The organism is Streptomyces sp. NPDC006335, from assembly GCF_040612795.1.
In the GTDB taxonomy this organism is placed as follows: domain Bacteria; phylum Actinomycetota; class Actinomycetes; order Streptomycetales; family Streptomycetaceae; genus Streptomyces.
This window is the reverse complement of sequence record NZ_JBEXQX010000013.1, coordinates 83,099-105,595: the sequence shown is the minus strand read 5'-3', so window position 1 is coordinate 105,595 and position 22,497 is coordinate 83,099. Positions and strand designations below refer to the sequence as shown.

The window sequence follows — 22,497 nt, the reverse complement described above, 5'->3', positions numbered from 1 at the left end:
TCAACGCCATCGCGAGCGCGGCGGCTGGGTTGCCGGCGCGACCCAGTGCTCGGCCGGGAAGTCGTAGAACGCCAGCGACTCTCGCGATCATCGCTGATCTTCGCGACGGCCTTCGGCCCCTTGTCGCCGTAGCCATTGCGAATGCCTCGATCGCCTTCTTGGCCTGGGCGCGCCCTCGGCGTCGTAGATCTCCTGCATCGCCTTTGTGGCGCCCGGCTGCACCGACTTCGGAAGTGCGTTTGCCACATGCGGCAGGTCAGAGCCCACATCTCATGTCTCAGCAAGAACCAAGCGCAGCCGTCCCAGCCCGACATCACCCATCACGTTCGATAGCACCCGCGAGGCCCGTACCGCCGACGGCCGCCCCCACCGATCTCAGCAACTCCCCGGCACCAACCCTTCGCCCATGTCCGCTCCCAGCCCGGAAAATGCCTGCTCACGACACGGGATAGCAACTACTGTCCTGTGACATGCAATTGACCGTCCTCGGGGGCTGCGGAGCGTGGCCCACCGCAGTCCAGGCATGCAGCGGCTACCTCGTCGACTACGCGGGCTTCCGCCTGCTCATCGACCCCGGTTATGCCACACTGCCCCGCCTGCTCGACCACTGCACCGTCGACGCCGTCGACGCCGTGCTGGTCAGCCACGGGCACCCCGACCACTGCGCCGACCTCAATCCTCTTCTGCGCGCCCGGGGCCTGAGCGACACGCCACCGTCGGCCCTGCCCGTCTACGCACCGCACGGTGCCGTCGACGCTGTTCTCGCCCTGGACAAAGCGAGCATGCTCGCCGGGGCGTACCGCCTTCACGAGTTCCAGCCAGGTGACCATTTCGACATCGGCCCATTCAGAACCGACACCTGGCTCCTGCCGCACTTTGTGCCCAACGCCGGCATCCGACTGACCACACCGGAAGCTGTGCTCGCCTACACCGGCGACACGGGACCGAGCCCCGACATCCTGCGCCTCGCTCAGAATGCCGACCTGCTGTTGTCAGAAGCCACACACATCCACGAAGTGCCGTCCGCCGACGCGCCGTATCTGCTGACCGCACGCTTGGCAGGCCAGTACGCCAGCCAAGCAGACGCTGCCGGCCTCATGCTGACCCACCTGTGGCCAGGGACAGTCCCTGAAGCCGCACATGACGCAGCCGCGGGAACCTTCCGGCACCCCATACATGTCGCAACTCCCGGACTGAAGATCAAAGTCGCCCGTACAAGCGGTCAAACAGTGGTGAAACCCTAATGAGACGTGCTGTTGCAGGCGATGGGCGGGTACTTCGCCCGGCTGGCGCAGGGTCCGTGGAAGGCGCTCGCCGAACCGGACGAGGGCGCCCTGGAACTACTGCACAGCTACTTGTTCCGCGCCGTCCACGGGGTGCCACTCGCCGCCGACGTACCCCCGCGTCTGACCGGGCGGGGGCGCCTGCTTCGCCGCCAAGATGGCCCTGGAGATCGGCGCCTCCGACCCCGACGACCTTGCGTACCTTCTGCTGACCCTCATCCGGGGCAGCGATGTCGTAGGGGCGTACGGCCACAGCCCCCACCCAGACCGACTCGTACGAGCAGGCGATCGCGGCCGTCCAGGCTGCCTACGGCCTCAACCTCGCCGCCGCCACCAGCAGTTGGCCGCCCGCGCCCGACCCCCGGCCGGGCCCGGAAACGCTCAGCAGCGAGGACCTCGGGGAAGGCTGGACGGAGCGGATGGCGTTCGACACCGTCGCCGCGCTCATGCCCGGCGCCCGCGCCGTCCAGCAGCACTTCGCCGGCCATCCGGAGACGCCGATCGAGCCGAAGAGGACTGGTGGGACGCTCACGGCACCGTCACTCCCATCGTCCTGCGGTGGGAAACCCGACGCTGACACGAGTGGTGGGCCGAGCCCAGCGCGCTTGGCCTCCAGTGCGCCCTCGTTGTAGTAGCGGTGCTGCGGGCGTTGCCCTCCGGCGGCGACGTGGCCCAGTGCCTGTCGGCGGAACAGATCGGCGCTCCGTCCTCACCCGCCGCTGGAGGCCCACATGGTGGCCGCAGGGTGCCACGGTGCTCCGGATTGCGACGCCGACGGTTCAGCGCAGGGTGCGGACGAACACGTCCCCGATCAGGTTCGTGTCCTCGGGCACCAGCCCCGGGTAGTAGGAGTCGAATACGGCCGTCGACTCGTCCGCGCTCAGCGCCGCGCGTCCCACGGTGACGGGCTTGCCGTCCTGTCCCGGTGACAGCAACTCCTCGTGTCCGGTCCGCAGATCGCGCAGGACCAGCCCCAGCGACCTGCCGTCCGCGTCGGCGGTGTTCAGCAGCAGCTTCGAGCCGTGCACCGACAGGTCCGACATCAAGGTGAGATCCGTGGGGGAGCGGCCGTCGTACCGCTGGAGCGTGCCGGTGTGCAGGTCGCGGACGAAGGCGTTCCAGCCGCTGTTGGGATCGGCCTGCGGAACCAGGTTGGTGGCCCGTGAGTTGAAACCGACCTTGGAGCCGTCGGGGCTCAGCACCGGACCGAGGGCCGACATGTCGGCCCTCGCACCGTCATGGGTGGCATCAGCCTGTACGGTTCTTCCGGTCACGCGGTCGTACACCAGGATGTCGCCCTGATCGTCGTCGGCCGGCCCGGAGTATCCCTCCAGGTAGGCGACCTTGCGGCCGTCGGCGCTCATCGAGAGCTGCTGGCACTGGTGGAAGTTCTTCGAGCCGTCCGAAGACCGGCTGACCCGCCGGACCTGCTGCGTCCGGCGGTCCAGGAGCATGACCCGGCAGGCGTAGGCACCGTTCTCGTCGGCGCTGGGCCGGGCGACGAAGGCGACGTAGCGGCCACCGGCGCTGATCGGGGCGACGCCGTAGGACACGTGGTAGCCCTCGTCCATCGCGGGTGCCAGGCGTTGGGTCTGGCCGGTCTGCAGGTCCATGACGTGCACGGACGACGTCCCGGTCGGGGCCGAGTACGAGTTGAAGGTCAGGTAGCGCCCCGACTCGGACAGCTGTGGCGTCGATGTCGTCTCACCCGGTACCACGACACGCTGCAGCGGTGCGCCGGGAGCGGTCCGGTAGAAGATGCTGTTCGGCACGTCGGTACCGGGCACCAGGTTGCTCGCCGACGACTGGAAGGCCACCACGCGTCCGTCGGCGCTGACCACCGGCTGCATCGAGTGGTGGTTGCCGCCGGTGCCGTCAGGGGCCACGCTGATCCGTTCGGTGCGCGGGACCTGATCGGCGGCGGCCGCCTCGGCAGGCCAGGAGAGACAGGCGACGGCAGCCGCCAGGACAGCGGTCATGGACATGCGTAAGGAAGGTTTCATCAGGTGGCTCCCCCTTCGGCCGGGGACGGCCACCGCCGCCCCCTGTACCCCGTGCCCCCGGCCAGGCGCAGAAGGCTCACGAGGATGCACGAGATGAAAGCGCGTCGTCCGCCAGGGGTCAATGGGTGCGCACCGGTCGGTCCCCTTCTCGGACGGTCAGCGGTGGCTCAGCAGGTCGACCACTCGTCCGTTGGAGGCGCCGATGACGATGCCTCCGTGGTCAGCTGCCACAACCGTCAGCCATGCGGAAGGAGTTGGACGGCTTCCCCACAGGCATGGGTCTTGCCGGTGGAGAAACCACCGATCGAAGTCACCGGTGTGCTGCGGTCCTGCCGGGCGCCGAGCACCCAAGCCCGAGGGACCACGTCGTGCTCGCGCTCCGCATGGACCGGCAGCGCTGGCAGCGGGCCGGCCGCGTCATCGCCGGGGGCTTCGATCGCCCGGGACAGGCGCAGCAGGGGCGCTCGATCTGCGTGCAGTCGCCGCCCGTAGAGATGATGCCCTCGCCCGATCACGCGCTCCCGTCCGGGTTCCTGCCGTTCAGCTCCTGCTTGAACACGAGGCGCTTACCGGTCGCTGCCAGTCCCGGGAGCTTCAAGCCGAAGCCGGCACTGGACGCCTCGTGCGACGAGGCGCTGGTGCCTGTCGTGGGCCTGATCAGCCGGACGAGCTCCGGCGTCCGGGCGCCCCCGCACGAAGTCCGTCCATGACGATGTCCAGCAGGCGTGTCGCCTTTGGCTGCCAGTCGTCGTGCGGGGTGAGCTGCCACAGGCCTGCGATGGCCAGCATGAAGTCGTCGGCCGTGATGCCGGGACGGATCGCGCCGGCCTCCTCGCAGGCGTGGAGCAGGAGGTCGGCAGCGTCGGTCACCGGCGTGTGGCCCGGTTTCGCCGCCTTCCCGGACGGGGTGCTCAGGGCCTGGCGGATCGCCTCCGCCAGGCCGGCCTTGGTCATCGCGAAGCGGGCGAGGTGGTCCATCCAGGCCCGCAGCGCACGGTCGGGTTCCATGGTCTCCAGCAGCTCGGACGCGGTGTCGGCGATCTGCTGTACTCCTTGGCGGTAGAGCTCGAGGACGAGCGTCTCGCGGTTGGGGAAGTTCCGGTAGAACGTGCCCTGGCCGACGCCCGCCTTCTTGGCGATCGTGCTCAGCGGGGTGTCGGCGGCCCGGGAAAGCTCGGTGAGGGCCACTTCCAGAATGCGTTCGCGGTTGCGTTGCGCGTCCGAGCGCAGGTGTGGGTCGTTCCTCTGCCGCACTCGTCCTCCTCGCCGGCTTGTGTCCGAAAGCGGTCCTTGAGAACCGGACAGTTGTCCACTACGTTCGAACCGGTAGCGGACAATTGTCCGCTTGAGCTCACTCTAGCGTCGGACTGACGCCCCGACGTGTCCGGGACACGTGAAAGAAGGCTGAACATGGCCCCAGCCCCCTCGTCAACGTCCAGCGACATCACCTTGAACATCAACGGCGAGAAGCACAGTCTGCCCGTCGACCACCGCACCACCCTGCTCGACGCCCTGCGCGAGCGCCTCGACCTGACCGGTACCAAGAAGGGCTGCGACCAGGGGCAGTGCGGCGCCTGCACGGTACTGCTCGACGGACGCCGGGCGGTGTCCTGTCTGCAACTCGCCGTGGCCGCCGACGGACGCGAGATCACCACCGTCGAGGGCCTGGCCGAGGGCGACCGACTGCACCCGGTGCAGCAGGCGTTCCTCGACCTGGACGGCTACCAGTGCGGTTACTGCACCCCTGGCCAGATCTGCTCGGCGATCGCGGTAATCGAGGAACACGCGGCCGGCTGGCCCAGTGCCGTCACCGACGACGTCCGCCCCGAGGCTGGACCACCACCCCTGAGCGCGGAGGAGATCCGGGAACGGATGAGCGGGAACCTGTGCCGCTGCGGCGCGTACGTGTCGATCGTCCAGGCCGTGGCCCAGGCGGCGGAAGCGAAGACCAAGGAGGCGGCAGCGTGAGGGAGTTCGCTTACGACCGGGCCCTCGACGTCTCCGGGGCCCTGGCCCTGCTGGACGCCGACCCCGACGCCCGCTTCCTCGGCGGCGGCACCAACCTCGTCGACCTGATGAAGACCGGCGTCGAGCGCCCCACCCGCCTGGTCGACGTCCGCGAACTGCCCCTGGACGGCATAGAGGTGACGCCGGACAGCGGCCTGCGCATCGGCGCCACCGTCACCAACAGCGACCTCGCCGCCCACCCCGAAGTCCGCCGCCGCTACCCGGCGTTGGCACAGGCGGTACTGGCCGGCGCCTCCGGCCAGCTCCGCAACATGGCCACCGTCGGAGGCAACCTGCTCCAGCGCACCCGGTGCGGCTACTTCACCGACGTGACCAAGCCCTGCAACAAGCGCGTGCCCGGCAGCGGTTGCCCCGCGATCGAGGGCGAGCACCACAACCACGCCGTCCTCGGTGCCTCCGAGCACTGCGTGGCCATCCACCCCTCGGACATGGGCGTCGCGCTGACCGCCTTCGACGCCGTCGTGTCGTACGAAACCGCCGACGGCCCCGGCACACTGCCCCTGGCCGACTTCTACCTGCCGGTCGGGGACACCCCGCACCGCGAGACCGCGCTGCCGCCGGGCGCGCTGATCACCCATGTCACCCTGCCGCCCGCTCCGGTGGCCGCCCGGTCCCGCTACCGCAAGGTGCGCGAGCGGGCCTCGTACGCCTTCGCCATCGGCTCCGTCGCCGCCGCGCTCGACGTGCAGGACGGCCTCGTACGCGACGTACGCCTCGCTTTCGGGGCGGTCGCGTCCCGGCCGTGGCGGGCGACGGCGGCCGAACGCGTCCTCGCCGGAGCGCCTGCCGACGCCGAGACCTTCGCCGCCGCCGTGGACGCCGAACTCGCCGCGGCGAAACCGCTGCCGCACAACGCATACAAGGTGACCCTCATGCGCAACCTCGTCGTGGCCGTGCTGACCGAACTGACCGAGGAGGCCGCCCGATGACCACCACCCCCACGGCACGCAAGAACGCCGTCGGCACCGCGCACACCCGCGTGGAGGGCCGCGACAAGGTCACCGGAGCCGCCCGCTACGCCGGTGAGATCCCGTTCGCCGACCTCGCGTACGGCTGGCTGGTGCTCTCCACGGTCACCCGTGGCCGCATCCGCTCCATCGACAGCGCGGACGTCCTCGCCATGCCCGGCGTGATAGCCGTCCTGCACCACGGCAACGCCCCGCGGGTCGAGACGGGCTACGTCGGTGTGCTGGGCGTTCCGGACCCGACCGCGGCCGTTTTCCAGCACGACAGGGTGCCGCACGCCGGCTGGCCGGTGGCGCTGGTCGTCGCCGACACCTCCGAACGGGCCCGGGAGGCCGCCGAAGCGCTGGTGGTGCACTACGAACAGGAGCCGCACGACGTCGACTTCGCCGGCGAGCACCCCGACGCCTACCCGCTCGACAGCCATGGGCCGGCGGTGATCGAGAACGGCGACCTGGAGGCCGAACTCGCCGCGTCCGCGGTGGTCGTGGACGCCGAGTACACCACCCCGGAAGAGCACCACAGCATGATGGAGCCGCACGCGGCGACCGCCCGCTGGGACGGCGGCCGTCTTGAAGTCGTCGACTCCAACCAGGGCACCTTCTGGGTCGCGAGCGAACTCGCGCAGATGTTCTCGCTCGACCCGTCCGCTGTCCGGGTGCGCTCCGAGCACGTCGGCGGCGGCTTCGGCAGCAAGGGCATCCGCGCACACCAGGTGGCCGCCGTCATGGCCGCGACCGAACTGCAGCGCCCGGTCCGCGTGGTCATGACCCGCCGTCAGATGTTCTCCCTGACCGGCTACCGCAGCCCCACCCGGCAACGGCTGCGGCTCGGCGCCGACGCGGACGGCCGGCTGCGCGCGCTGGAGCACCGTTCCCTCAGCGCCACCTCCACCGTGCACGAGTTCATCGAATCGGCCGCCGGCCCCGCCCGGACCATGTACGGCGCCGACGCCCACCACACCGCCAACCGGCTCGTCCGCCTCGACGTGCCGACCCCGACGTACATGCGCGCGCCGGGCGAGGCACCGGGATCGTTCGCACTGGAGTCGGCGATCGACGAACTCGCCGAGAAGTGCGGAATCGACCCGATCGAACTGCGCGCCCGCAACGACCCCGCGGCGGGCCCGGTGTCCGGGCTGCCGTTCAGCGGCCGCAATCTGATCGCCTGTTTCCGGGAAGGTGCCCGCAGGTTCGGCTGGGCCGACCGTGACCCGCGCCCCGGCCTGCGCCGCGAGGGACGCTGGCTGCTCGGCACCGGGACAGCGGCCGCATCCTTCCCGGCGGGGGCCGGCCCGTCCACCGCGGCCGTGACGGCGGAGGCGGACGGCACCTTCACCGTGGGGGTCAACGCCGCCGACATCGGCACCGGCGCCCGGACCGCACTCACCCTGATCGCCGCCGACGCCCTGCAGACCGAGACGGAGCGCGTCCGGGTGCGCATCGGCGACAGCGACCTCGGCCCCGCGTTCATCGCCGGCGGCTCCATGGGCACCCGCTCCTGGGCGTGGGCGGTCATGGCCGCCGCGAAGGAACTGCGGGAGAAACTCGCCCTCGGCGCCGACATCCCGCCGGAGGGGATCACCGTACGGTCCGACACCACGGAGGCCCTCGGCGCCCTCGCCAGGACGGAACGGCACTCCTTCGGCGCCCAGTTCGCCGAGGTCGCCGTCGACCCCGCCACCGGCGAGGTCCGGGTGCGCCGCATGCTCGGCATCTTCGCCGCCGGCCGGATCGTCAACCCGCTCACCGCCCGCAACCAGTTCGTCGGCGGCATGACCTGGGGCATCTCCATGGCCCTGCACGAGGAGGCGGTCCGCGACCGCGCCCTCGGCAGCCACTACGGCGCCGACCTCGCCGGCTACCACGTCGCCTCCCACGCCGACGTTCCGGCCATCGAGGCGGACTGGATCGACGACCCGGACCCCGACGACCCGGTCGGCATCAAGGGCATCGGCGAGATCGGCATCGTGGGCGCCGCCGCGGCCGTCGCCAACGCGGTCTGGCACGCGACCGGCGTACGCCACCGGGACCTGCCGATCCGCCCCGACCGCGTCCTGACGGCAGGCGTCCGTGCTTGACCTCGCCGGGGACCTGCACCGCTGGATGGAGGAGGGCCGCGCGTTCGCCGTCGCCACCGTCGTGGCCGTCGGCGGCAGCGCCCCGCGCGGCCCCGGCGCCGCCCTCGCCGTCGACAGCGAGGGCACGGTGATCGGCTCCGTCTCCGGCGGCTGCGTGGAGGGAGCGGTGTACGACCTCTGCGTCCAGGCGCTGCAGCACGGCGAGACGGTCGTCGAACGGTTCGGATACAGCGACGAGGACGCCTTCGCGGTCGGCCTGACCTGCGGCGGGGTCATCGACATCATGGTCACCCCGGTCGGCACCGACGCGCCTGGAAGGCCGGTGCTCCGGTCGGCCCTGTCGGCTGCCGTCCGGGGCGAGCCGGCAGCCCTCGCCCGCGTCGTACGAGGCCCCGCCGATCTCCTCGGCACGGCCCTGCTGGTGCGGCCGGGCGAAGCGGTGGGGGAGCCGTCCCGGCCCTCCCGGGTGAGCTCGTACGAAGGCGGACTCGGCGGGCAGGCGGAACTGGACCGTACGGCGGCCGGTGAAGCCCTCGCCATGCTGGACGCCGGCCGCACCGGCACGGTCGAGCTGTCGGCGGACGGCTCACGCTGCCCCGCCGGACTGACCTTGCTCATCGAGTCGAGTGTGCCTGCGCCCCGCATGATCGTCTTCGGGGCGATCGACTTCGCCGCGGCACTCGTACGGGTGGGCAAGTTCCTCGGCTACCACGTCACCGTGTGCGACGCCCGCCCCGTCTTCGCCACCACGACCCGCTTCCCCGAGGCCGACGATGTCGTCGTCGACTGGCCGCACCGCTACCTGCGCCGCACCGCGACCGACGCGCGCACCGTGCTGTGCGTGCTCACCCACGACGCCAAGTTCGACGTGCCCCTGCTGGAGGCGGCCCTGCGGATGCCGGCCGCGTTCGTCGGCGCGCTGGGCTCACGGCGGACGCACGCCGACAGGGAAAGACGGCTGCGGGAAGCAGGCCTGACCGACGGGGAGTTGGCCCGGCTGAGGTCGCCGATCGGCCTCGATCTCGGTGCCCGCACACCCGAGGAGACGGCCCTGTCCATCGCGGCGGAGATCATCGCCACCCGACGGGGCGGAAAGGGCACGCCCCTGACCGGGTCGGGGGGACCGATCCACCACGAGGAGGACACGCATGACGCGGGGACGAGCTCAGGCCCGTGGACGCGGAGCACCGTAGCGATGCGCACGTCCATGCCGAGCTTGCGGTAATGGCTGCCCATGCGCCGCGGGCTTCGTGTACGGCAAGGACGGCACGATCGGCGACTGGACGGTCTCCACGGAGAACCTGCCGTGCTACAAGGACTGATCCGCATTCCGCCTGGCTGAGACGATGTCTCGGTGAACTCTTTCTCGTATGACCGCATCGGTCCTGGTCATGACCGGACGGATCTCTCGGAGCCCAGGCAGGCCGAGCCCGGTGAGTGGCCGAAGTTCGAGGCCGCACTGGCTGTGGTCAATCGCGACGTGACGGCGACCCTGCCCGGTCAGGACGCGCTGATCCTGATGGTCGCCCCGTCCTGGCAGCCGCTGCCCGCGAGCGGGATCGACAGGGGACTGGTTTATGTGGCGATGCCGGACGGCCGTTGGCAGGGCAATTCCGTGAACGCGGTCGACCTGGAGGAAGGTGACCTGCCGGAGCCGGATGATGCGATGGCGGCCCTGACGCTGGTCACGGAAGCGGCGCAGGAGACCGTCATGGAGCTGCTCTGGCAGGTGTGGCCGGTCTGCCGGGAGCACAAGACGGGGCTGCACGTTCGTCCCGCAGGGACCGCCGACGACTGGTGCGGGGGCGAGGCGGACGCGTCGGACCCGGTGGTGTGGTGGTGCCGGGGCAGCCGGGACGGCACAGGCCACGACGTGTCCCCGGTGGGCGAGTTGGCCGCGACCCTACCGGGAAAGGAGCGTCGCACACTGCGGCGCAGCGAGCGCAGACGGGACAGTGGCCGATAGCGGTGTGGACAGCCGTACAGCTTGTCGGCTGTCCACCGCCGTCGTCGGCCGCTGACCATGCCCGGGTCGAGCGGGGGAGGGTGGAGATCAGCGCGGTGCAGTACGAATCGCCCGGCCGTGGCGACGGCTCGCGGCGTTTGCTGAAGAAGGAGTGGGTGGAACTCACCAACACCAGCCGCCGGGCGGTCAACCTCGGTGGCTGGACCCTTGCCGCTTCATCGACGACGCCTCCTGGGGCGGGCACCGCCACCGCGGCGGCGGCCACGACCGCTGACCCCGTTTCCTGCACCCGCGGCACGAGGTGATGCCGCGAGGTGACGGACGTGGCTCCGGCTGATCCGCCTGCCGGGGCTATCCGTCGCCTCGGCCAGCGGGATACAGCCCGCGGCCGCACGGCGGGCCAGCAGAGCATCGCGGCCCGGGGCGCGATCTCGTGGTGGCTAGGGTCCGGTGGTTTGGAGGCGCAGGTTCCGCTGCCCGCCGGACCCCAGCTATGAGGCCCGGTTCCCGGCAAGGTGGTGGTTACACCGTTATGCGACGGAATTGGCCTGATACGGGACATGTCTGTGGCTCCGGATGCGTCCGGAGCCACAGACATGTTGCTGCGTGGCGGGTTACCAGCGATACCAGCGTCCCTCGCGGCCCCCTGTGTCGGCGGAGCGTATGACGAAGCCCCGCAGCCAGACGACCAGGACGATGACGGCGATCCACCACAGTGCCTTCAGCGCGAAGCCCGCGCCGAATCTGCGGGGGACGCGGTGACCTTTTTTTCCTGGTTTCTCCACTGCGCAGGCCTGTGGCAGGGCTGCCGGCGCCCGGGTCAGCCGTCCGCGTGCCGGCGCTTCCGGGGCGTCGTAGCCAAGGCGGTCGACGTGCCGGTCCCTGCCCGTACGACGCGATGCTGCCCCGGCACCCACGCAACTGAGCCGAGAAGACCGTGCCGCAGCCGATCTGTGCCCGTACAACACCGGATCACGGCGGGATGCGCCGGGCCTGGGACCGGGCCCGCGGTGCCACTCAGTCGGCGATGGTGAGCTGCATCAGCGCCTCGGCCGCGTGCATGCGGTTCTCCGACTGGTCGAAGACTCGGCTCTGCGCGCCCTCGAAGACGTCGTCGTCCACCTCGCAGATGTCCGGGTGGGCGATGGCGGTCTCGGTGTCGAGCAGGTGGAACGCGGGGAGGCAGTGCAGGTAGGTGGTGGTGTCCTTGCGGCCGGTAAGAGCCATCAGTTCACCGGTGACCTTCAGGAAGCGCGGTAGTTCGGTGCGCGTCTCGGTCTGGTCCTCCTCGCCCATGGGGACCCAGACGTCGCCGTAGGATCTCGGCGAGCAGCGCGGGATCGGGCTGGAGCGGCTCGGGCGCGAGGATGCGCAGATCCAGGCCGAGCTTCGCCGCGGCCACCGCGAGGGTGATGGTCATGTTGTTGCGGCCGTCGCCGACGTAGGTCAGAGTCAGCCTCTTCAGGTCAGCGAAGTCCTCGCGGAGGGTGAGCAGGTCGGCGAGGACCTGGGTCGGGTGGTAGCTGTCGCACAGGCCGTTCCACACGGCGGGCGCTGGACGGTGGTGTCACGGGCACGGCCAAACTGTGATCAGGATGAGCGGGCAGTGGTGCGTCGGCTGTCGCGGGTGCGCAAGGCGCCGCGAGATGTGGTGATGCGGGCACGGATGGTCGAGCTGAGCTGGGCAGGGCTGCGGGTGCCGGCGATCGCGGACTAAGGCCTGTCCGGCGGATCATGCTGCGATCGGCACGGTAAAGCAGGCCATCGCACTACGATCACGGGATGTTCGAGTACCACGGTTGGATCACGGTCAGGGAGACCGCAGCTTGTGACGACGATGAGGCTAATCTGCAGCAGATCGTCAACGAGCTTCGGCTTCGCATCGCCCAGATGGACAGCCCGTACTTGCTTGACCTCAGGTGGATGAACGGCTCGCCGTTCATCCACCTCGGCGGCCACTCCAATCACCGCTCGGCGCCTGACATTGTCGAACTGTTCGAGCATGTGGCTGTGGTTGCCCCTGGCTCCTATGGGCTCCTCCACGTTCGCGATGACGAAGAACCCGACCACGGAAACGAGGTACGCATGCTCAGGCTGGTTCGCGGCGTGCTCACGCAGCACACCGAGGCGCTGCTGTCTCCGTGTATCCCGACAGTGGAGGATCCCTGCATCGACTGAGGCGTCTTCGGCGAATCACGTTTGGATCCAGAGTCGGTTTGCGGCGAGGGTGACGGTGCCGTGGAAGACGTAGGCCCGCTTGTCGTAGCGGGTCGCGACGGCGCGAAAGCTCTTCAGGCGGTTGATCGTCCGCTCGACTTCGTTGCGGCGCTTGTACTGCCCCTTGTTGAACCCGGTGGTCGGCCGCCGCGGCTGCCACGACGCCGACGGTGGCCCTCTGGTCCTTCGGCTCGGGAATGGTGTGCCTGATATGGCGTCTGCGCAGGTAGCGGCGGTTCCTGCGGGAGGAGTACGCCTTGTCCGCGCTCAGGTGTCCCGGCCGGGTGCGCGGGCGCCCCTCGTCCTTGCGGGCCACTCGGATGCGTTCGAGTACGGCGATCATCTGTGGTGCGTCGCCCCACTGGCCTGGAGTGACCAGCAGCGCGAGGGGTCTGCGACCACCTTCACTGGCCAGGTGGATCTTGCTCGTCAGGCCGCCCCGGGACCTTCCGAGTACCTCGTCGGGGCGGTGCTGTCGGGGCGTGGCCCTTTTTTCGGTGTGCGGGGTGTCTTCCTGCGGGCGCCGGCGGCGTGTTGGTGGGCACGGCAGGACGTGGAGCCGACGCCCAACATGCTCCAGTCGATCCGGCCCTCCGCGTCGGCGTCGGACTGGACCGCCTGGAGGATCCGGTCCCAGGTACCGTCCGCGGACCAGCGTCTGTGCCGTTCATAGATGGTCTTCCACCTGCCGAACCTCTCCGGCAGATCCCGCCACGGGATCCCGGCCCGTTCAGGGAAGAGGATCCCGTTGATCACTCTGCGGTGACTGGCCCACCGCCCATCACGCCGACCGCGGACGGGCAGATGCGGCTCCAGGCGGCGCCATTCCTCGTTCGTCAGATCGCCACGGCCCACGACCAACTACACGGCTCCGCAAGCCGAAACACTTATGATCCGCCGGACAGACATTAGGTGGGCTGGGGCCAGAGGACAAGGCGTTCGACACCGAACCCAGGCGGCGCTGAGCTTTGCCGTTCAGCCGAGTCGTCGCAGAACAGCCGACCGTGTCAGTGGCCGGTCGCATACTGACGCCCATGCAGATATTGGCGCACACACTCAAGCGGGCCTGGCACCAGGTGTCCGCGGCCTCTGACGTGCTCGACGACGCGATGCTCCCGCCCATCGGCACCTCACCCGACCAGTACGAGCAGCACGTGGGCGAGCCGCACGGTCGTCTCTTCCTGGTCCTGGACGATGACGGCACGGTGCGCGGCCACATCGGTCCCTATCGGGAGGTCTTCGTCACTCAGGACCTGGATCAGGTGCTGTACTTCGCCGCCGAGGACGCGGTCCGCAAGCTTGCCGAGCACATCGCGGCCCGGTCCCCGGGTCGCGGCCCGGTGGCTAATCTCGTCTCCGGGCAGGCCGAGCTGCTGGACCGGATCAACCTCGCCTGGGGCAGCCGATTCCGCAACGGCGGCATGGACGGTACGCAGCCCTCCGCTGCGTGCGGGCGCGACCCGCTGGAGCGCCTCGCCTGGATCGCCGGCAGCTGGCGCGAGCAGGACCCCTACACCCACCTCGCCTTCTTCCGCGGCGAGAGCATCAGCGCCGAACAGATCGCCCTGCTCCACGGAGCCGACCCAGCACAGATCGCCGCCGGGACCCGTCTTGTGGATCTGCGCAGCATGGACGGCGGGGCCTTCGACCACTGGGACATCGTCTGGGAAACCTGCTGCTACGGGCAGGCCGGCGACTGGGCGTTCCTGATGTACCACGAGACCCCCGGCTTCGGGCCCGGTCCTGAGGCTCTTGCCCGTCTCGGTGTCACCGAGACGGTGCACCTGAGCGCCACCTCCGCGAAGGCCATCTACACCTTCGACTACATACGCGACGGCCGCCGAATCGACGATGACTGGGGCGTCCTCGAGCTGATCTGGTACGACCGAGGCCGTGCCCCCTACTTCCGAGGCGGTCAGCTCGACTTCCTCAACCAGGCCATACGCCGTGCCGAATTGGACCACCCCGACCTCACCAGCGAGTTCGAGCTGTACTTCCACGCCCTGGAGGACGCTTTCGACCTCCAACTGCCCCGGCAGGCCATTCAGGAGGGAACGGTCCGGGCCGCGCAGTGGACACGCCGCAACAGTTGACAGCCAACACAGTCCACTCAGGTCGGAGTGAACCGCTCCGGGATCGGTGGAGGCTCCGGACCGTCCCGAGCCGAGGGGAGCCGCCGGTCGGGGCGGATGCTGAGCGTATCCTCGCAGCCTGCCTGCGCATCGTCCGGCTGTTCTGCTCCGACCTCTGCCCCGGCACCTAGCCAAAGGCGGCCTGGGACCGCGCGGTGTGGTGGTGCACGCCCACGGCCCCTGCAGACGAACCGGTGAGCTGACGGCCGCCCGGCGGATCCGTACGGGCCTCAGGACATGCTGCCCCGGCACACCGTCCCCATGGCCGGAGTGCGGCCCGTGCGGAGGTATTTGTCCACCGCCTGCGCGACGCAGCGGTTCTGCGGGTATGTGCCGTGGCCCTCCTCCTCGGCCGTCAGGAGCACGCCGACACCGTCACCCAGGGCGCGGGCCATGTGGCGGGCGCCGGGATACGGGGTAGTCGGGTCGCCGGTTCCGCCGACCACCAGAACAGGGGCCGCGCCGTCGGCGTTCACCTGGAGCGTGGCGCGCTCGCCGTCGAACGGCCAGTCGTAACAGAGGTAGACGCCAGTGGACCAGGCCGCGCCGAAGACGGGTGAGGCCGCTTTGATACGGGCCTCGTCCCTGTCGAGGCGTTCGAAGCCAGGACGCAGACTGGAGTCCGCGCAGGTGATCGCGATCCGGGCGGCGCGGCTGCTGTCGCGCGGGGTCGCCGCGCGGTCGGCGGAGCCGATGTCGTCCGCGCCCTTGCTCAGCGGACCGCCGTCATTGTGGTCGATCAGCGCGGCGAGCGCCTTGGCGAGCGGCGACCAGCCGTCTGTGCCGAGGTCGAGAAAGTCACTGACGGCGAGCGCGAGGGCGTCGGCGTCGAGGTTCCTGCCGCCGCCGGCCGGGGCGGGCGTCTTCTCCAGGCGGTCGGCCAGGCGCGCCATGCGTCGCGCGGCCTCCTCGGGCCCATCGCCGGTCGGGCAGTGGCGGATACGGGCCGCGCAGTGCGCAGCGAACCGGTCGAACGCCGCCTGGACCGCCTTGACCTGCGACACCTGCTGCTCGCTGAGGTCCTCGGTCGGATCGACGGACGCTTCGAGGACGAGCCGTCCGACGTGCGACGGGTACAGGTGGGCGTAGACCCCGCCGAGCGCCGTTCCGTACGAGACGCCGAAGTAGTGCAGCCGCTCGTCGCCGAGGAGGTAGCGCATCAGGTCGAGGTCGCGGGCGGTGTGCGAGGTACCGACGTACGGGAGGAGCGCCCCGGAGTGCTCGGCGCAGGCGTCGGCCCCGTCGTAGCCGGTGTCGTCCGCGTTCTTGCCGCAGCGCACAGGGATGGTCGCGCCGACGCCGCGCGGGTCGAAGGAGACCAGGTCGTAGCGGTCGAGGAGCGGCTCGTACTGGTTGAGGTGTGTGGGTAGTCCGCTCACGCCGGATACGCCGGGGCCGCCGAAGTTGAGGACGAGCGAGCCGATGCGCCGGGCGTTCGGGCCGGTGGCCTTACGGCGGATCAGGGCGACGTCGATCGTCCTGCCATCTGGTTTCCGGTAGTCGAGAGGGGCCTTCATGACGGCGCAGTCGTAGCCCGTGCGCGCGGTGGGCGGCGAGGTGCAGGGGGACCAGCGCAGGTGCTGGCCGGTGGTGAGCGCGGTGGGCAGACCGGCGGGCGGGTTGTTCGCGGTGAACTCCGTACGCGGCTCAGCACTCCGGCCGCGAGCGTCATGCTGAAGCCAGGCGCCGACGGCACCGATCGCAGCGAGGACGACCACGGCGAGAATCCGCGCACCGACCGAAAGGCCCGTTCTGCGGCTTCGTATCAAATGTTCGGCACTCATCGAATCCCCGCGTTCCCGCCCCTGGACGCCCGCCCGGTGCCCGGTTGCCCGTGTGCGTGATCGTCCGATCGTCGAAATGAGTGCAGGGTACAAGCCGTCTCCGCCAGAAGCTCAACTCCTGGCGTCACGGATCCCCAACCCGGTGAACGTGTTCGGTCACAGCACGATGCTCGACTCGCCGCTGGGACTGAGGAGTTCACGGCCACCCGAACCGCCCTCGCGCACCCGGCACCACGGCAGCACGTGAGGCGCTGCACCGCGCACTGCGGTTCCTGGACGACCAGGACAACCCGCGCTCTCGCCGAAGCCCGGGCGGCTGCAGAGGCGGTGCCGCACCCGTGGCAGCAGCCGCACTGCGCCGAGTACCGGCGCAACGGTGCCCACGTCCCGCCCGCCTGGACGGGCGTGGACGCGTTCATCGCGCAGATGCCCGACTGGTTCCGGTTCGTCGGGCCACCAGCTCGCGCAGCGCGGCGTAGTGCCGCTGAGCGTCGGCTGGTGGTGCTCGGACGGTTCTTCCGCTTCGCGCGAACCCGGAAGATCGTCCTCGTCGATCCCGCCCGGGGTCTGACAGCCACAGGACCGAGCGGCTTCACCGGCACGACTCTGACGCTTGACCAGCAACGTCTGCTGTTCCGCCGCTGGACGACGGATCCAGCCGTCCACCCGCACGAGGCCCTCCGGGCATGCTCGCCCTGTTGCCGCCGTCTTGGGCGGCAGTGGAACGCTGCCTGGCCCACCGTGAAGAACAGAAGACGGACAACCCGCATGTGATGGTCACCCGTCAGACGAAATCCGGCCGGGGGCCGGCGTCACCACCGCCTACGTTAGTCACGTCCTCGACGCCTGTGGCTTCCCGCCCCGCATGATCCGCTGCACTCGACTGCTCGACCTGGTCAACACGATGGACCCCAAGCTTGTCGCCGCCGCCTTCGGCATGGACCCCGAGGCCACCATGATCCGTCTGTCCGACCGCATTGATGAGACCCGCTCGGCGGAGTGGGCGCCAGCCAACGACTGATCTCTGGTCAGAGTTCGTACGGGTAGAGAGCGATCTTCTCGCGCTCTATGAAGAGCTCGACCCACGTGCCGGCAACACCCTCGGGCAGCGCATCGGCAAGATCCAGCAGAATCTGCGAGCCGTCGAAGTCCAGCACGGCGGCGCCGTCCACAGTGAGGTCCAGCCGTCCGCGCAGGACAACGCAGTGCCCGCCAGGTCGGACTCCCGGGCCGACGCCGACAGCCGGTTTCGCGTTCCGACCCCAGGCGATGTCCTCATCGACCGTCCACTCAACGTGGTACATGCCCGGCTTCACGGCCTGGTCACCGCACCAGCGGACCGCTGTCCCGCCGAACGGCGTCCGGACCTGGGCCAGCCAGGGGCTCCAAGGAAACTTTGCGACCTTCACCAGTTCGACCAGCATCGTTCGATCATGCAGCATCCGCGTTCCTGCCGGAACCCGTGAAGTTTCGGCGCTGCCAGGTACAGCCTCGCCGGTGTGCGCTTTGCCGAAAGCCTCGTGGGAGGCGATGGCGACGCAGTTCTTCTCCTCGCGTTCCCTCAGAACCTGGAACAGCGGCTCAGTGCCGTGCTTGTCGAGGTCCATGTAGCCGAGCTCGTCGATGCATAAAAGATCGACACGGCCGTAGCGGGCGATCGTACTCACAGGTCGCCAGGGTGTGGACGGCGGCCGCGTCGATGTTGGGGTTGGCGTCGAAGTCGAACTTCCGCAGCGACTTCTGCCTCGGGAAGGCTGCGGCGTTGATTCTGCGCTCGGACCGGCGTCGGGCGCCGTCGTCGCACTCGACCAGCAGCAGTTGAGTGAGGAAGGTGAGGTAGGACATCTGCTCGCGGGCGGCCTGCTCGGCCAGGTCCAGGAACTTTGCGCGGATGGTAGGGAGCCGGAGCATCCGGCAGGCGCCGACCACGGCAGTTTCGGCCGCCAGACCGTGTCCGCGCTCAGCGGCACCAGCACCGAGACCTCTGCCGCGGCAGCCGGTACCCCGGCCGAGAGGGCGGACGGCAGCGAGGAGCCCTACCGGTGACACCGTCTCAGATCCCCGAGCAGCCCGCCGGGGAACCACCACCGCATCGCCGCGGCTGGCGCCCGGAACCGATCTGCGAGAGCGCTGGCGCCGCCCACCGCACCTGGCTGGAGCCGGTTCGCAGCCGGTTCGTCGCCAGCGGCCTGACCCTGGACGACCTCGTGGGCCGTTCCGGATACTCCCAGACGCGGCTGTCGGAACTGCTGCGCGGCAAGGGTTACTACCCCGCTGGGAGATCGCCTACAGCGTGGTGCGCGCCCTGGACATCCCCGTCCGTCCGCTGCTGCGACTGTGGAAAGCGGCCGCCGTCGAGGCAGACAAGCCCCCCACCTCCTTCACGGAGGTGGGACGCCGCGGCGGATGAGCTTGTTCGGTCAGCAGGCCGAACCACCGCCGCACCTGGTTCATCTAGGAAGAGCCGGGTGAAAGTGAAACGGACGTGGAACGGGGGTGTTTGCCGAGCCACGTCCGGATCTCGGCGGTGTCGTGTGTGTGGGGGGGAGTTGTCACAGACGATGTGACTTCGAGCCCGGTGGGCACCGCCTTGTCGATGCGCCGTCGGCCACCGGACTCCGTCGGCGAACCGGGTTCAGCCCGACCGCATCACGGCGGACATCGAGGGTGGCGACGCGTGAGAAGCGGTGAAAAGGGCGCCGTGGACGGCCGCGGACGCCACTCGGGTGACATAGCGAGCGGTGTCCCGAGGCCATGCGCCACGTTCCTGGTGGATCAGGAGACAGACGGCGCCGTGCACGCCGGCGCACAGCAGCCTGGCGGTTTCCGTCGTGCTCTCGACCGGTACCCCGGCATCGAGACAGGCTGTGACCTTGTCCCGGAAATAGCGGAAACACGCATCCGCGTTCTGGCGACTGGCCTCGGTGGCCTCGCCATCCATCACCAGTCGGTACTGGGGGGGATGGCGAAGCCCGAACGCGACGTAGGCGACGCAGGTTTCGTAGAGCGCCGTGACCGGATCCGGGACCCCCCGGGACACTTCTTCCAACTCGAGGAACAGTGAACTCCACACACGCAGGCACGTGGCGTGGACGAGTTCCGTCTTCGAGGCGAAGTGGAGGTAGACGGCCGGCGGGGTGACTCCCGCGCGTGTCGCCACCGCGCGAATCGTAAGAGCGTCGGCACCGCCCTCTTCGAGGAGTTGATCGGCGATGTCGAGAAGCTGCTCGCGGAGCAGGCCGCCCTGGCCCTTGGCGGCGCGGACGCGGGAGCCGGTCACAGGAAGGGGCCTTCCGCAGGGAGCGGCATCAGGATGTCTTCGGCTTGACGGCGGTGACCACCTGGGTCACCCGGGCGCACAGTTCGCCTTCGGCGTCGTGCACGTCGACCTCGATGACGGTGTTACGGCCGACGCGCAGGGGGCGAGCTGTGGCGACGACGTCTGTGTGTGCCGGCCGGAGGAAGTGCGTGGTCGACTCCACAGTGGCCGGTGCCGCGCCGACCGGGCCGTTGAGGGCGGCGCACACGGCGGCGCTCACATCGGCGAGGCCCATCAACGCTCCTCCATGGAGGCCACCGCCCACCGTGGAGAGCGAGAGATCGTGTGCCAGCGTGGCTCGAACGCCGGCTGGAGTCATGTCTTCAAACACGACTCCGAGGGTCTTGGCGTACGGCGCGAGTGCGTAGACGTCGTTGGCTGCGAGTGCGGGCACTGGTTGCTCCCATCTGAGTTAAGTACGATAAGTTATCGGCGTTAACTCAGGCCGTCAATTGGGGATGTCCGATCACGTACGACGGCTACGGATAAGCCCCTTTGCGGGGAGCGGGGGTCGTTTGGCCAGGTGTCGTGGCGCGGGCCAGCGAGCGGTCGGCCGTGCACAGCACCAGGAACACGGCGGCCACACCGAGGAGCGACCAGGCCATGGCATGCAGTCCGGGACTGGTGGCGCCGTCGCGGAAGAACACGGCGCTCGCCGCAGCCGCGAACAGCGCGCCGATGTACATGAACGTGCGCAGCAGTCCCGCGGACGAGCCCATGCGGGTCGGATCGGCCTGTGCGTACAGGGCATTCTGGTTGGCCAGTCCTATCAGCCCGTGCGGGATGCCGACGACCGCGCTGAGCACGACAAGCAGCCACATCGGGCTGTCGGCGTGCAGGAGCAACAGCGCCGCGCAGCCGAGGCATTGGAAGAGCGCGCCGACGACGAGTTTGCCCCGTACCCGGCCGCGGCGTCCCGTGAGCGCGGTGACACCGATGGCCGTCGCGGACAGCGGCAGCAGAAGCAGACCTGCCTGTGACGCGTTGAGCCCTCGGCCCTCTTGGAGCCACTGGCTGTAGCCGTAGAAGAAGGCGTACGACGTGGTGTAGGCGAGGCACTGGCGGGTGAACGTGGCAAGCAGCGGTCCGTTGCCGCCGAGGACTTGAAGATCTATGAACGGCTGGTCCGTGCCGAGTTCGCGGCGCACGAACACCGAGCCCGCAGCCAGGCCGAGCACCGGCAGATACCAGTGTGCGACCGCCGGGTTCATCAGGAAGAACATGAACGCGGTCAGTGATCCGGCGAACCACAGCATGCCCGGCACATCGACGCGTACCGTCCTGCCCGGTGGCGTCGCGCGTGGCAGCCACAGTGTGCCCAGGACGCAGCACATGAGCGACAGCGGCACGTTGATGCCGAAGATCAGGTGCCAGCCACCGGTGCCGATCAGCAGGCCACCGAGAGCCGGCCCGACGACCGCGATGACCTGATTGGAGATCGACAGCGCGGCGAGGACGCCACTCGGGTTCTTCCGGCCGGTGCGCTCCGACTCCGAGCGCAGCAACGACATGGACGCCGGGTAGGCCGCCGAGGTGCCGAATCCGAGAAGGACGCGGGAAGCGACCAGCACCCACAAGTTCGGAGCGAGGGCGCCGAGCAGTCCGGCCAGGCCGGCCAGCGCGGCGCCCAGCAAGTAGAGCCGATGCGAACCGAACGCGTCGACCAGCCGGCCGATCACCGGCTGGCCGACGGCCGTCGCGAGATAGAGACCCGAGACGAGCCATGCCGTCTGTGAGGGAGGCACGTCGAAGGCGCGGCCGATGGGCACCAACGCGACTGCGAGCATGGAGGAGTTGATGGGGTTGAGAACCGAGCCCAGGATCATCGGTGCGATCAGGCGCCGGTCGAAGCCGCCCGTCTCTGCCCGACGCCGTCCGCGCGAGGCTGGACGCGTCATGCCTGCGCCACCTTGTCGAGCAGCGCCATTGCGGTGATGACCGCCCGCACCTCCTCCTCGGTGCCGTGCGCTTGCAGGGCCCGGGCGAGCCACGCCTGACGGGCGAGGCGCTCACCCCTGCGTCGTTGGTGGCCCCGGTCGGTCAGGGAGACGAGTTGCCGCCGCCCGTCATCGGGGTCCGGGCTGCGTGAGACGAGTCCGGCCTCTTCAAGGGCGATGACGGTCTTCGCCATCGACTGAGGCCGTACGCCCTCAGCAGCGGCGAGATCACTGGCGGAGGCGGTACCGTTCCTGGCGAGACGGCGCAGGACCGAACTCTGCGGCGGGGAGGGTTCCCTCTCCCCGCCTCCGCCCCGGCCCATCGCTTCCTCGGCCGCTTCCAGGGCTCGCAGCCTGCGGCGGAGCCGGCCGAACACCACCCAGATGTCGCCGGCAGCCTGAACGGCGGCCTCGGTCAAGGGCTCTTCGTCCGCTGGCGTCATGTCCCCATGCTAAAAAGACAGCCCAAGCTGTACAACCTGAGCTGTCTAGTTGGTCGTGTTCAGGGAACCGGCCTGTCCGTGGCGCTGTCGAGGAGATCTCGGAATGCCTCGCACATGGTGATCGCGCCGTCCGCCGCGGTATCGGCGAGTGGCGCGTACTGCCGGAATCCGTGCGGCAGGGTCGGCTCCTCGAAGGGCAGCACCGTCACACCCTTCATAAGCAGCCGCTCCCGGAACGGGCGGGCTTCGTCACGCAACGGGTCCAGGACGAACAAGGACCGCACCGACCGGCACGGTCAGTGGAAGCGGGGCCAGACGAGTGAGCCCGCACCTACTGGACGG

23 protein-coding genes and 2 pseudogenes are annotated in these 22,497 nt (G+C 69.6%); 11 read left to right on the top strand and 14 right to left on the bottom strand.

Annotated elements, in window-relative coordinates; translation table 11 throughout:
- Positions 1-470 precede the first annotated feature (470 nt).
- Positions 471-1,244 (top strand): MBL fold metallo-hydrolase, encoded by a 774-nt coding sequence (locus ABZ098_RS30650; protein WP_356596621.1) that lies wholly within the window; start codon positions 471-473, stop codon positions 1,242-1,244.
- A gap of 346 nt (positions 1,245-1,590) precedes the next feature.
- Here ABZ098_RS30650 and ABZ098_RS30645 read toward each other — a convergent pair whose 3' ends face one another.
- The 3 genes from ABZ098_RS30645 to ABZ098_RS30635 all read right to left on the bottom strand — a co-directional run bounded on the left by ABZ098_RS30645 (position 1,591) and on the right by ABZ098_RS30635 (position 4,540).
- A complete protein-coding gene (locus ABZ098_RS30645) occupies positions 1,591-1,815 on the bottom strand; it encodes a hypothetical protein (RefSeq protein WP_356596619.1) in 225 nt (74 codons plus the stop codon).
- Positions 1,816-2,062: 247 nt separating this feature from the next.
- Entirely contained in the window at positions 2,063-3,268 is a 1,206-nt protein-coding gene (locus ABZ098_RS30640) for a hypothetical protein (protein WP_356596617.1), read from the bottom strand.
- A 675-nt stretch (positions 3,269-3,943) separates the two neighbouring features.
- On the bottom strand, positions 3,944-4,540 hold the full coding sequence (locus tag ABZ098_RS30635; RefSeq protein ID WP_356596615.1) for a TetR/AcrR family transcriptional regulator: 597 nt from the start codon (positions 4,538-4,540) through the stop codon (positions 3,944-3,946).
- 156 nt (positions 4,541-4,696) lie between these two features.
- Here ABZ098_RS30635 and ABZ098_RS30630 point away from each other — a divergent pair, with 156 nt between their 5' ends.
- The 6 genes from ABZ098_RS30630 (at position 4,697) to ABZ098_RS30605 (ending at position 10,628) form a co-directional block, all read left to right on the top strand.
- Positions 4,697-5,254, top strand: coding sequence for a 2Fe-2S iron-sulfur cluster-binding protein (locus ABZ098_RS30630; protein WP_142146786.1), 558 nt, complete (start codon positions 4,697-4,699; stop codon positions 5,252-5,254).
- Positions 5,251-6,243, top strand: coding sequence for a xanthine dehydrogenase family protein subunit M (locus tag ABZ098_RS30625; RefSeq protein ID WP_356596613.1), 993 nt, complete (start codon positions 5,251-5,253; stop codon positions 6,241-6,243). The genes ABZ098_RS30630 and ABZ098_RS30625 overlap by 4 nt, the downstream gene beginning before the upstream one ends.
- Entirely contained in the window at positions 6,240-8,357 is a 2,118-nt protein-coding gene (locus tag ABZ098_RS30620; protein WP_356596611.1) for a xanthine dehydrogenase family protein molybdopterin-binding subunit, read from the top strand. Before ABZ098_RS30625 ends, ABZ098_RS30620 begins: the two co-directional genes overlap by 4 nt.
- The gene (locus ABZ098_RS30615; protein WP_356596609.1) at positions 8,350-9,582 is read left to right on the top strand and encodes an XdhC/CoxI family protein; all 1,233 of its coding nucleotides are present in this window, start codon (positions 8,350-8,352) and stop codon (positions 9,580-9,582) included. Before ABZ098_RS30620 ends, ABZ098_RS30615 begins: the two co-directional genes overlap by 8 nt.
- Before the next feature lie 129 nt (positions 9,583-9,711).
- Positions 9,712-10,323 (top strand): hypothetical protein, encoded by a 612-nt coding sequence (locus tag ABZ098_RS30610; RefSeq protein ID WP_356596608.1) that lies wholly within the window; start codon positions 9,712-9,714, stop codon positions 10,321-10,323.
- Positions 10,324-10,403: 80 nt separating this feature from the next.
- Positions 10,404-10,628: a lamin tail domain-containing protein gene (locus ABZ098_RS30605; RefSeq protein WP_356596606.1), complete on the top strand. Its 225-nt coding sequence runs from the start codon at positions 10,404-10,406 to the stop codon at positions 10,626-10,628.
- A 309-nt stretch (positions 10,629-10,937) separates the two neighbouring features.
- On the opposite strand, the gene ABZ098_RS30600 is transcribed toward ABZ098_RS30605, so the two are convergent.
- The 3 genes from ABZ098_RS30600 to ABZ098_RS30590 all read right to left on the bottom strand — a co-directional run bounded on the left by ABZ098_RS30600 (position 10,938) and on the right by ABZ098_RS30590 (position 11,869).
- Positions 10,938-11,108: a hydrophobic protein gene (locus ABZ098_RS30600; RefSeq protein ID WP_356596604.1), complete on the bottom strand. Its 171-nt coding sequence runs from the start codon at positions 11,106-11,108 to the stop codon at positions 10,938-10,940.
- A 232-nt stretch (positions 11,109-11,340) separates the two neighbouring features.
- The gene (locus tag ABZ098_RS30595; protein ID WP_356596602.1) at positions 11,341-11,619 is read right to left on the bottom strand and encodes a hypothetical protein; all 279 of its coding nucleotides are present in this window, start codon (positions 11,617-11,619) and stop codon (positions 11,341-11,343) included.
- Positions 11,555-11,869, bottom strand: a complete 315-nt coding sequence (locus ABZ098_RS30590) for a hypothetical protein (protein ID WP_356596600.1) — start codon at positions 11,867-11,869, stop codon at positions 11,555-11,557. The genes ABZ098_RS30595 and ABZ098_RS30590 overlap by 65 nt, the downstream gene beginning before the upstream one ends.
- Positions 11,870-12,105: 236 nt before the next feature.
- On the opposite strand from ABZ098_RS30590, the gene ABZ098_RS30585 reads away from it, so the two are divergent.
- Complete coding sequence (locus tag ABZ098_RS30585; RefSeq protein WP_356596598.1) at positions 12,106-12,501, top strand: Imm7 family immunity protein; 396 nt, start codon at positions 12,106-12,108, stop codon at positions 12,499-12,501.
- 15 nt (positions 12,502-12,516) lie between these two features.
- On the opposite strand, the pseudogene ABZ098_RS30580 reads toward ABZ098_RS30585, so the two are convergent.
- A pseudogene (locus tag ABZ098_RS30580) lies at positions 12,517-13,401 on the bottom strand (IS5 family transposase).
- A gap of 173 nt (positions 13,402-13,574) precedes the next feature.
- Here ABZ098_RS30580 and ABZ098_RS30575 point away from each other — a divergent pair.
- Positions 13,575-14,633 carry a hypothetical protein gene (locus tag ABZ098_RS30575; RefSeq protein ID WP_356596596.1) on the top strand — a complete coding sequence of 353 codons (1,059 nt, stop codon included), beginning with the start codon at positions 13,575-13,577 and terminating at the stop codon, positions 14,631-14,633.
- A 269-nt stretch (positions 14,634-14,902) separates the two neighbouring features.
- On the opposite strand, the gene ABZ098_RS30570 is transcribed toward ABZ098_RS30575, so the two are convergent.
- The gene (locus ABZ098_RS30570; protein ID WP_356596594.1) at positions 14,903-16,456 is read right to left on the bottom strand and encodes an alpha/beta fold hydrolase; all 1,554 of its coding nucleotides are present in this window, start codon (positions 16,454-16,456) and stop codon (positions 14,903-14,905) included.
- 405 nt (positions 16,457-16,861) lie between these two features.
- Here ABZ098_RS30570 and ABZ098_RS30565 point away from each other — a divergent pair, with 405 nt between their 5' ends.
- Both ABZ098_RS30565 and ABZ098_RS30560 read left to right on the top strand, forming a co-directional pair.
- Complete coding sequence (locus ABZ098_RS30565) at positions 16,862-17,230, top strand: hypothetical protein (protein ID WP_356596592.1); 369 nt, start codon at positions 16,862-16,864, stop codon at positions 17,228-17,230.
- A gap of 91 nt (positions 17,231-17,321) precedes the next feature.
- Entirely contained in the window at positions 17,322-17,477 is a 156-nt protein-coding gene (locus tag ABZ098_RS30560) for a hypothetical protein (protein WP_356596590.1), read from the top strand.
- Between the two features lie 487 nt (positions 17,478-17,964).
- Here the strand turns inward: ABZ098_RS30560 and ABZ098_RS30555 are convergent.
- From ABZ098_RS30555 to ABZ098_RS30530, 6 genes and pseudogenes are all read right to left on the bottom strand, one after another.
- Positions 17,965-18,367 (bottom strand): annotated as a pseudogene (locus ABZ098_RS30555) (ATP-binding protein); the annotation flags it as partial.
- 724 nt (positions 18,368-19,091) lie between these two features.
- On the bottom strand, positions 19,092-19,736 hold the full coding sequence (locus ABZ098_RS30550) for a TetR/AcrR family transcriptional regulator (RefSeq protein WP_356596588.1): 645 nt from the start codon (positions 19,734-19,736) through the stop codon (positions 19,092-19,094).
- A 28-nt stretch (positions 19,737-19,764) separates the two neighbouring features.
- The gene (locus ABZ098_RS30545) at positions 19,765-20,169 is read right to left on the bottom strand and encodes a PaaI family thioesterase (RefSeq protein WP_356596586.1); all 405 of its coding nucleotides are present in this window, start codon (positions 20,167-20,169) and stop codon (positions 19,765-19,767) included.
- A gap of 85 nt (positions 20,170-20,254) precedes the next feature.
- On the bottom strand, positions 20,255-21,673 hold the full coding sequence (locus ABZ098_RS30540) for an MFS transporter (protein ID WP_356596584.1): 1,419 nt from the start codon (positions 21,671-21,673) through the stop codon (positions 20,255-20,257).
- Positions 21,670-22,155, bottom strand: coding sequence for a MarR family transcriptional regulator (locus ABZ098_RS30535; RefSeq protein WP_356596582.1), 486 nt, complete (start codon positions 22,153-22,155; stop codon positions 21,670-21,672). The genes ABZ098_RS30540 and ABZ098_RS30535 overlap by 4 nt, the downstream gene beginning before the upstream one ends.
- A gap of 59 nt (positions 22,156-22,214) precedes the next feature.
- Entirely contained in the window at positions 22,215-22,439 is a 225-nt protein-coding gene (locus ABZ098_RS30530) for a hypothetical protein (RefSeq protein ID WP_356596580.1), read from the bottom strand.
- Between the last annotated feature and the right edge of the window lie 58 nt (positions 22,440-22,497).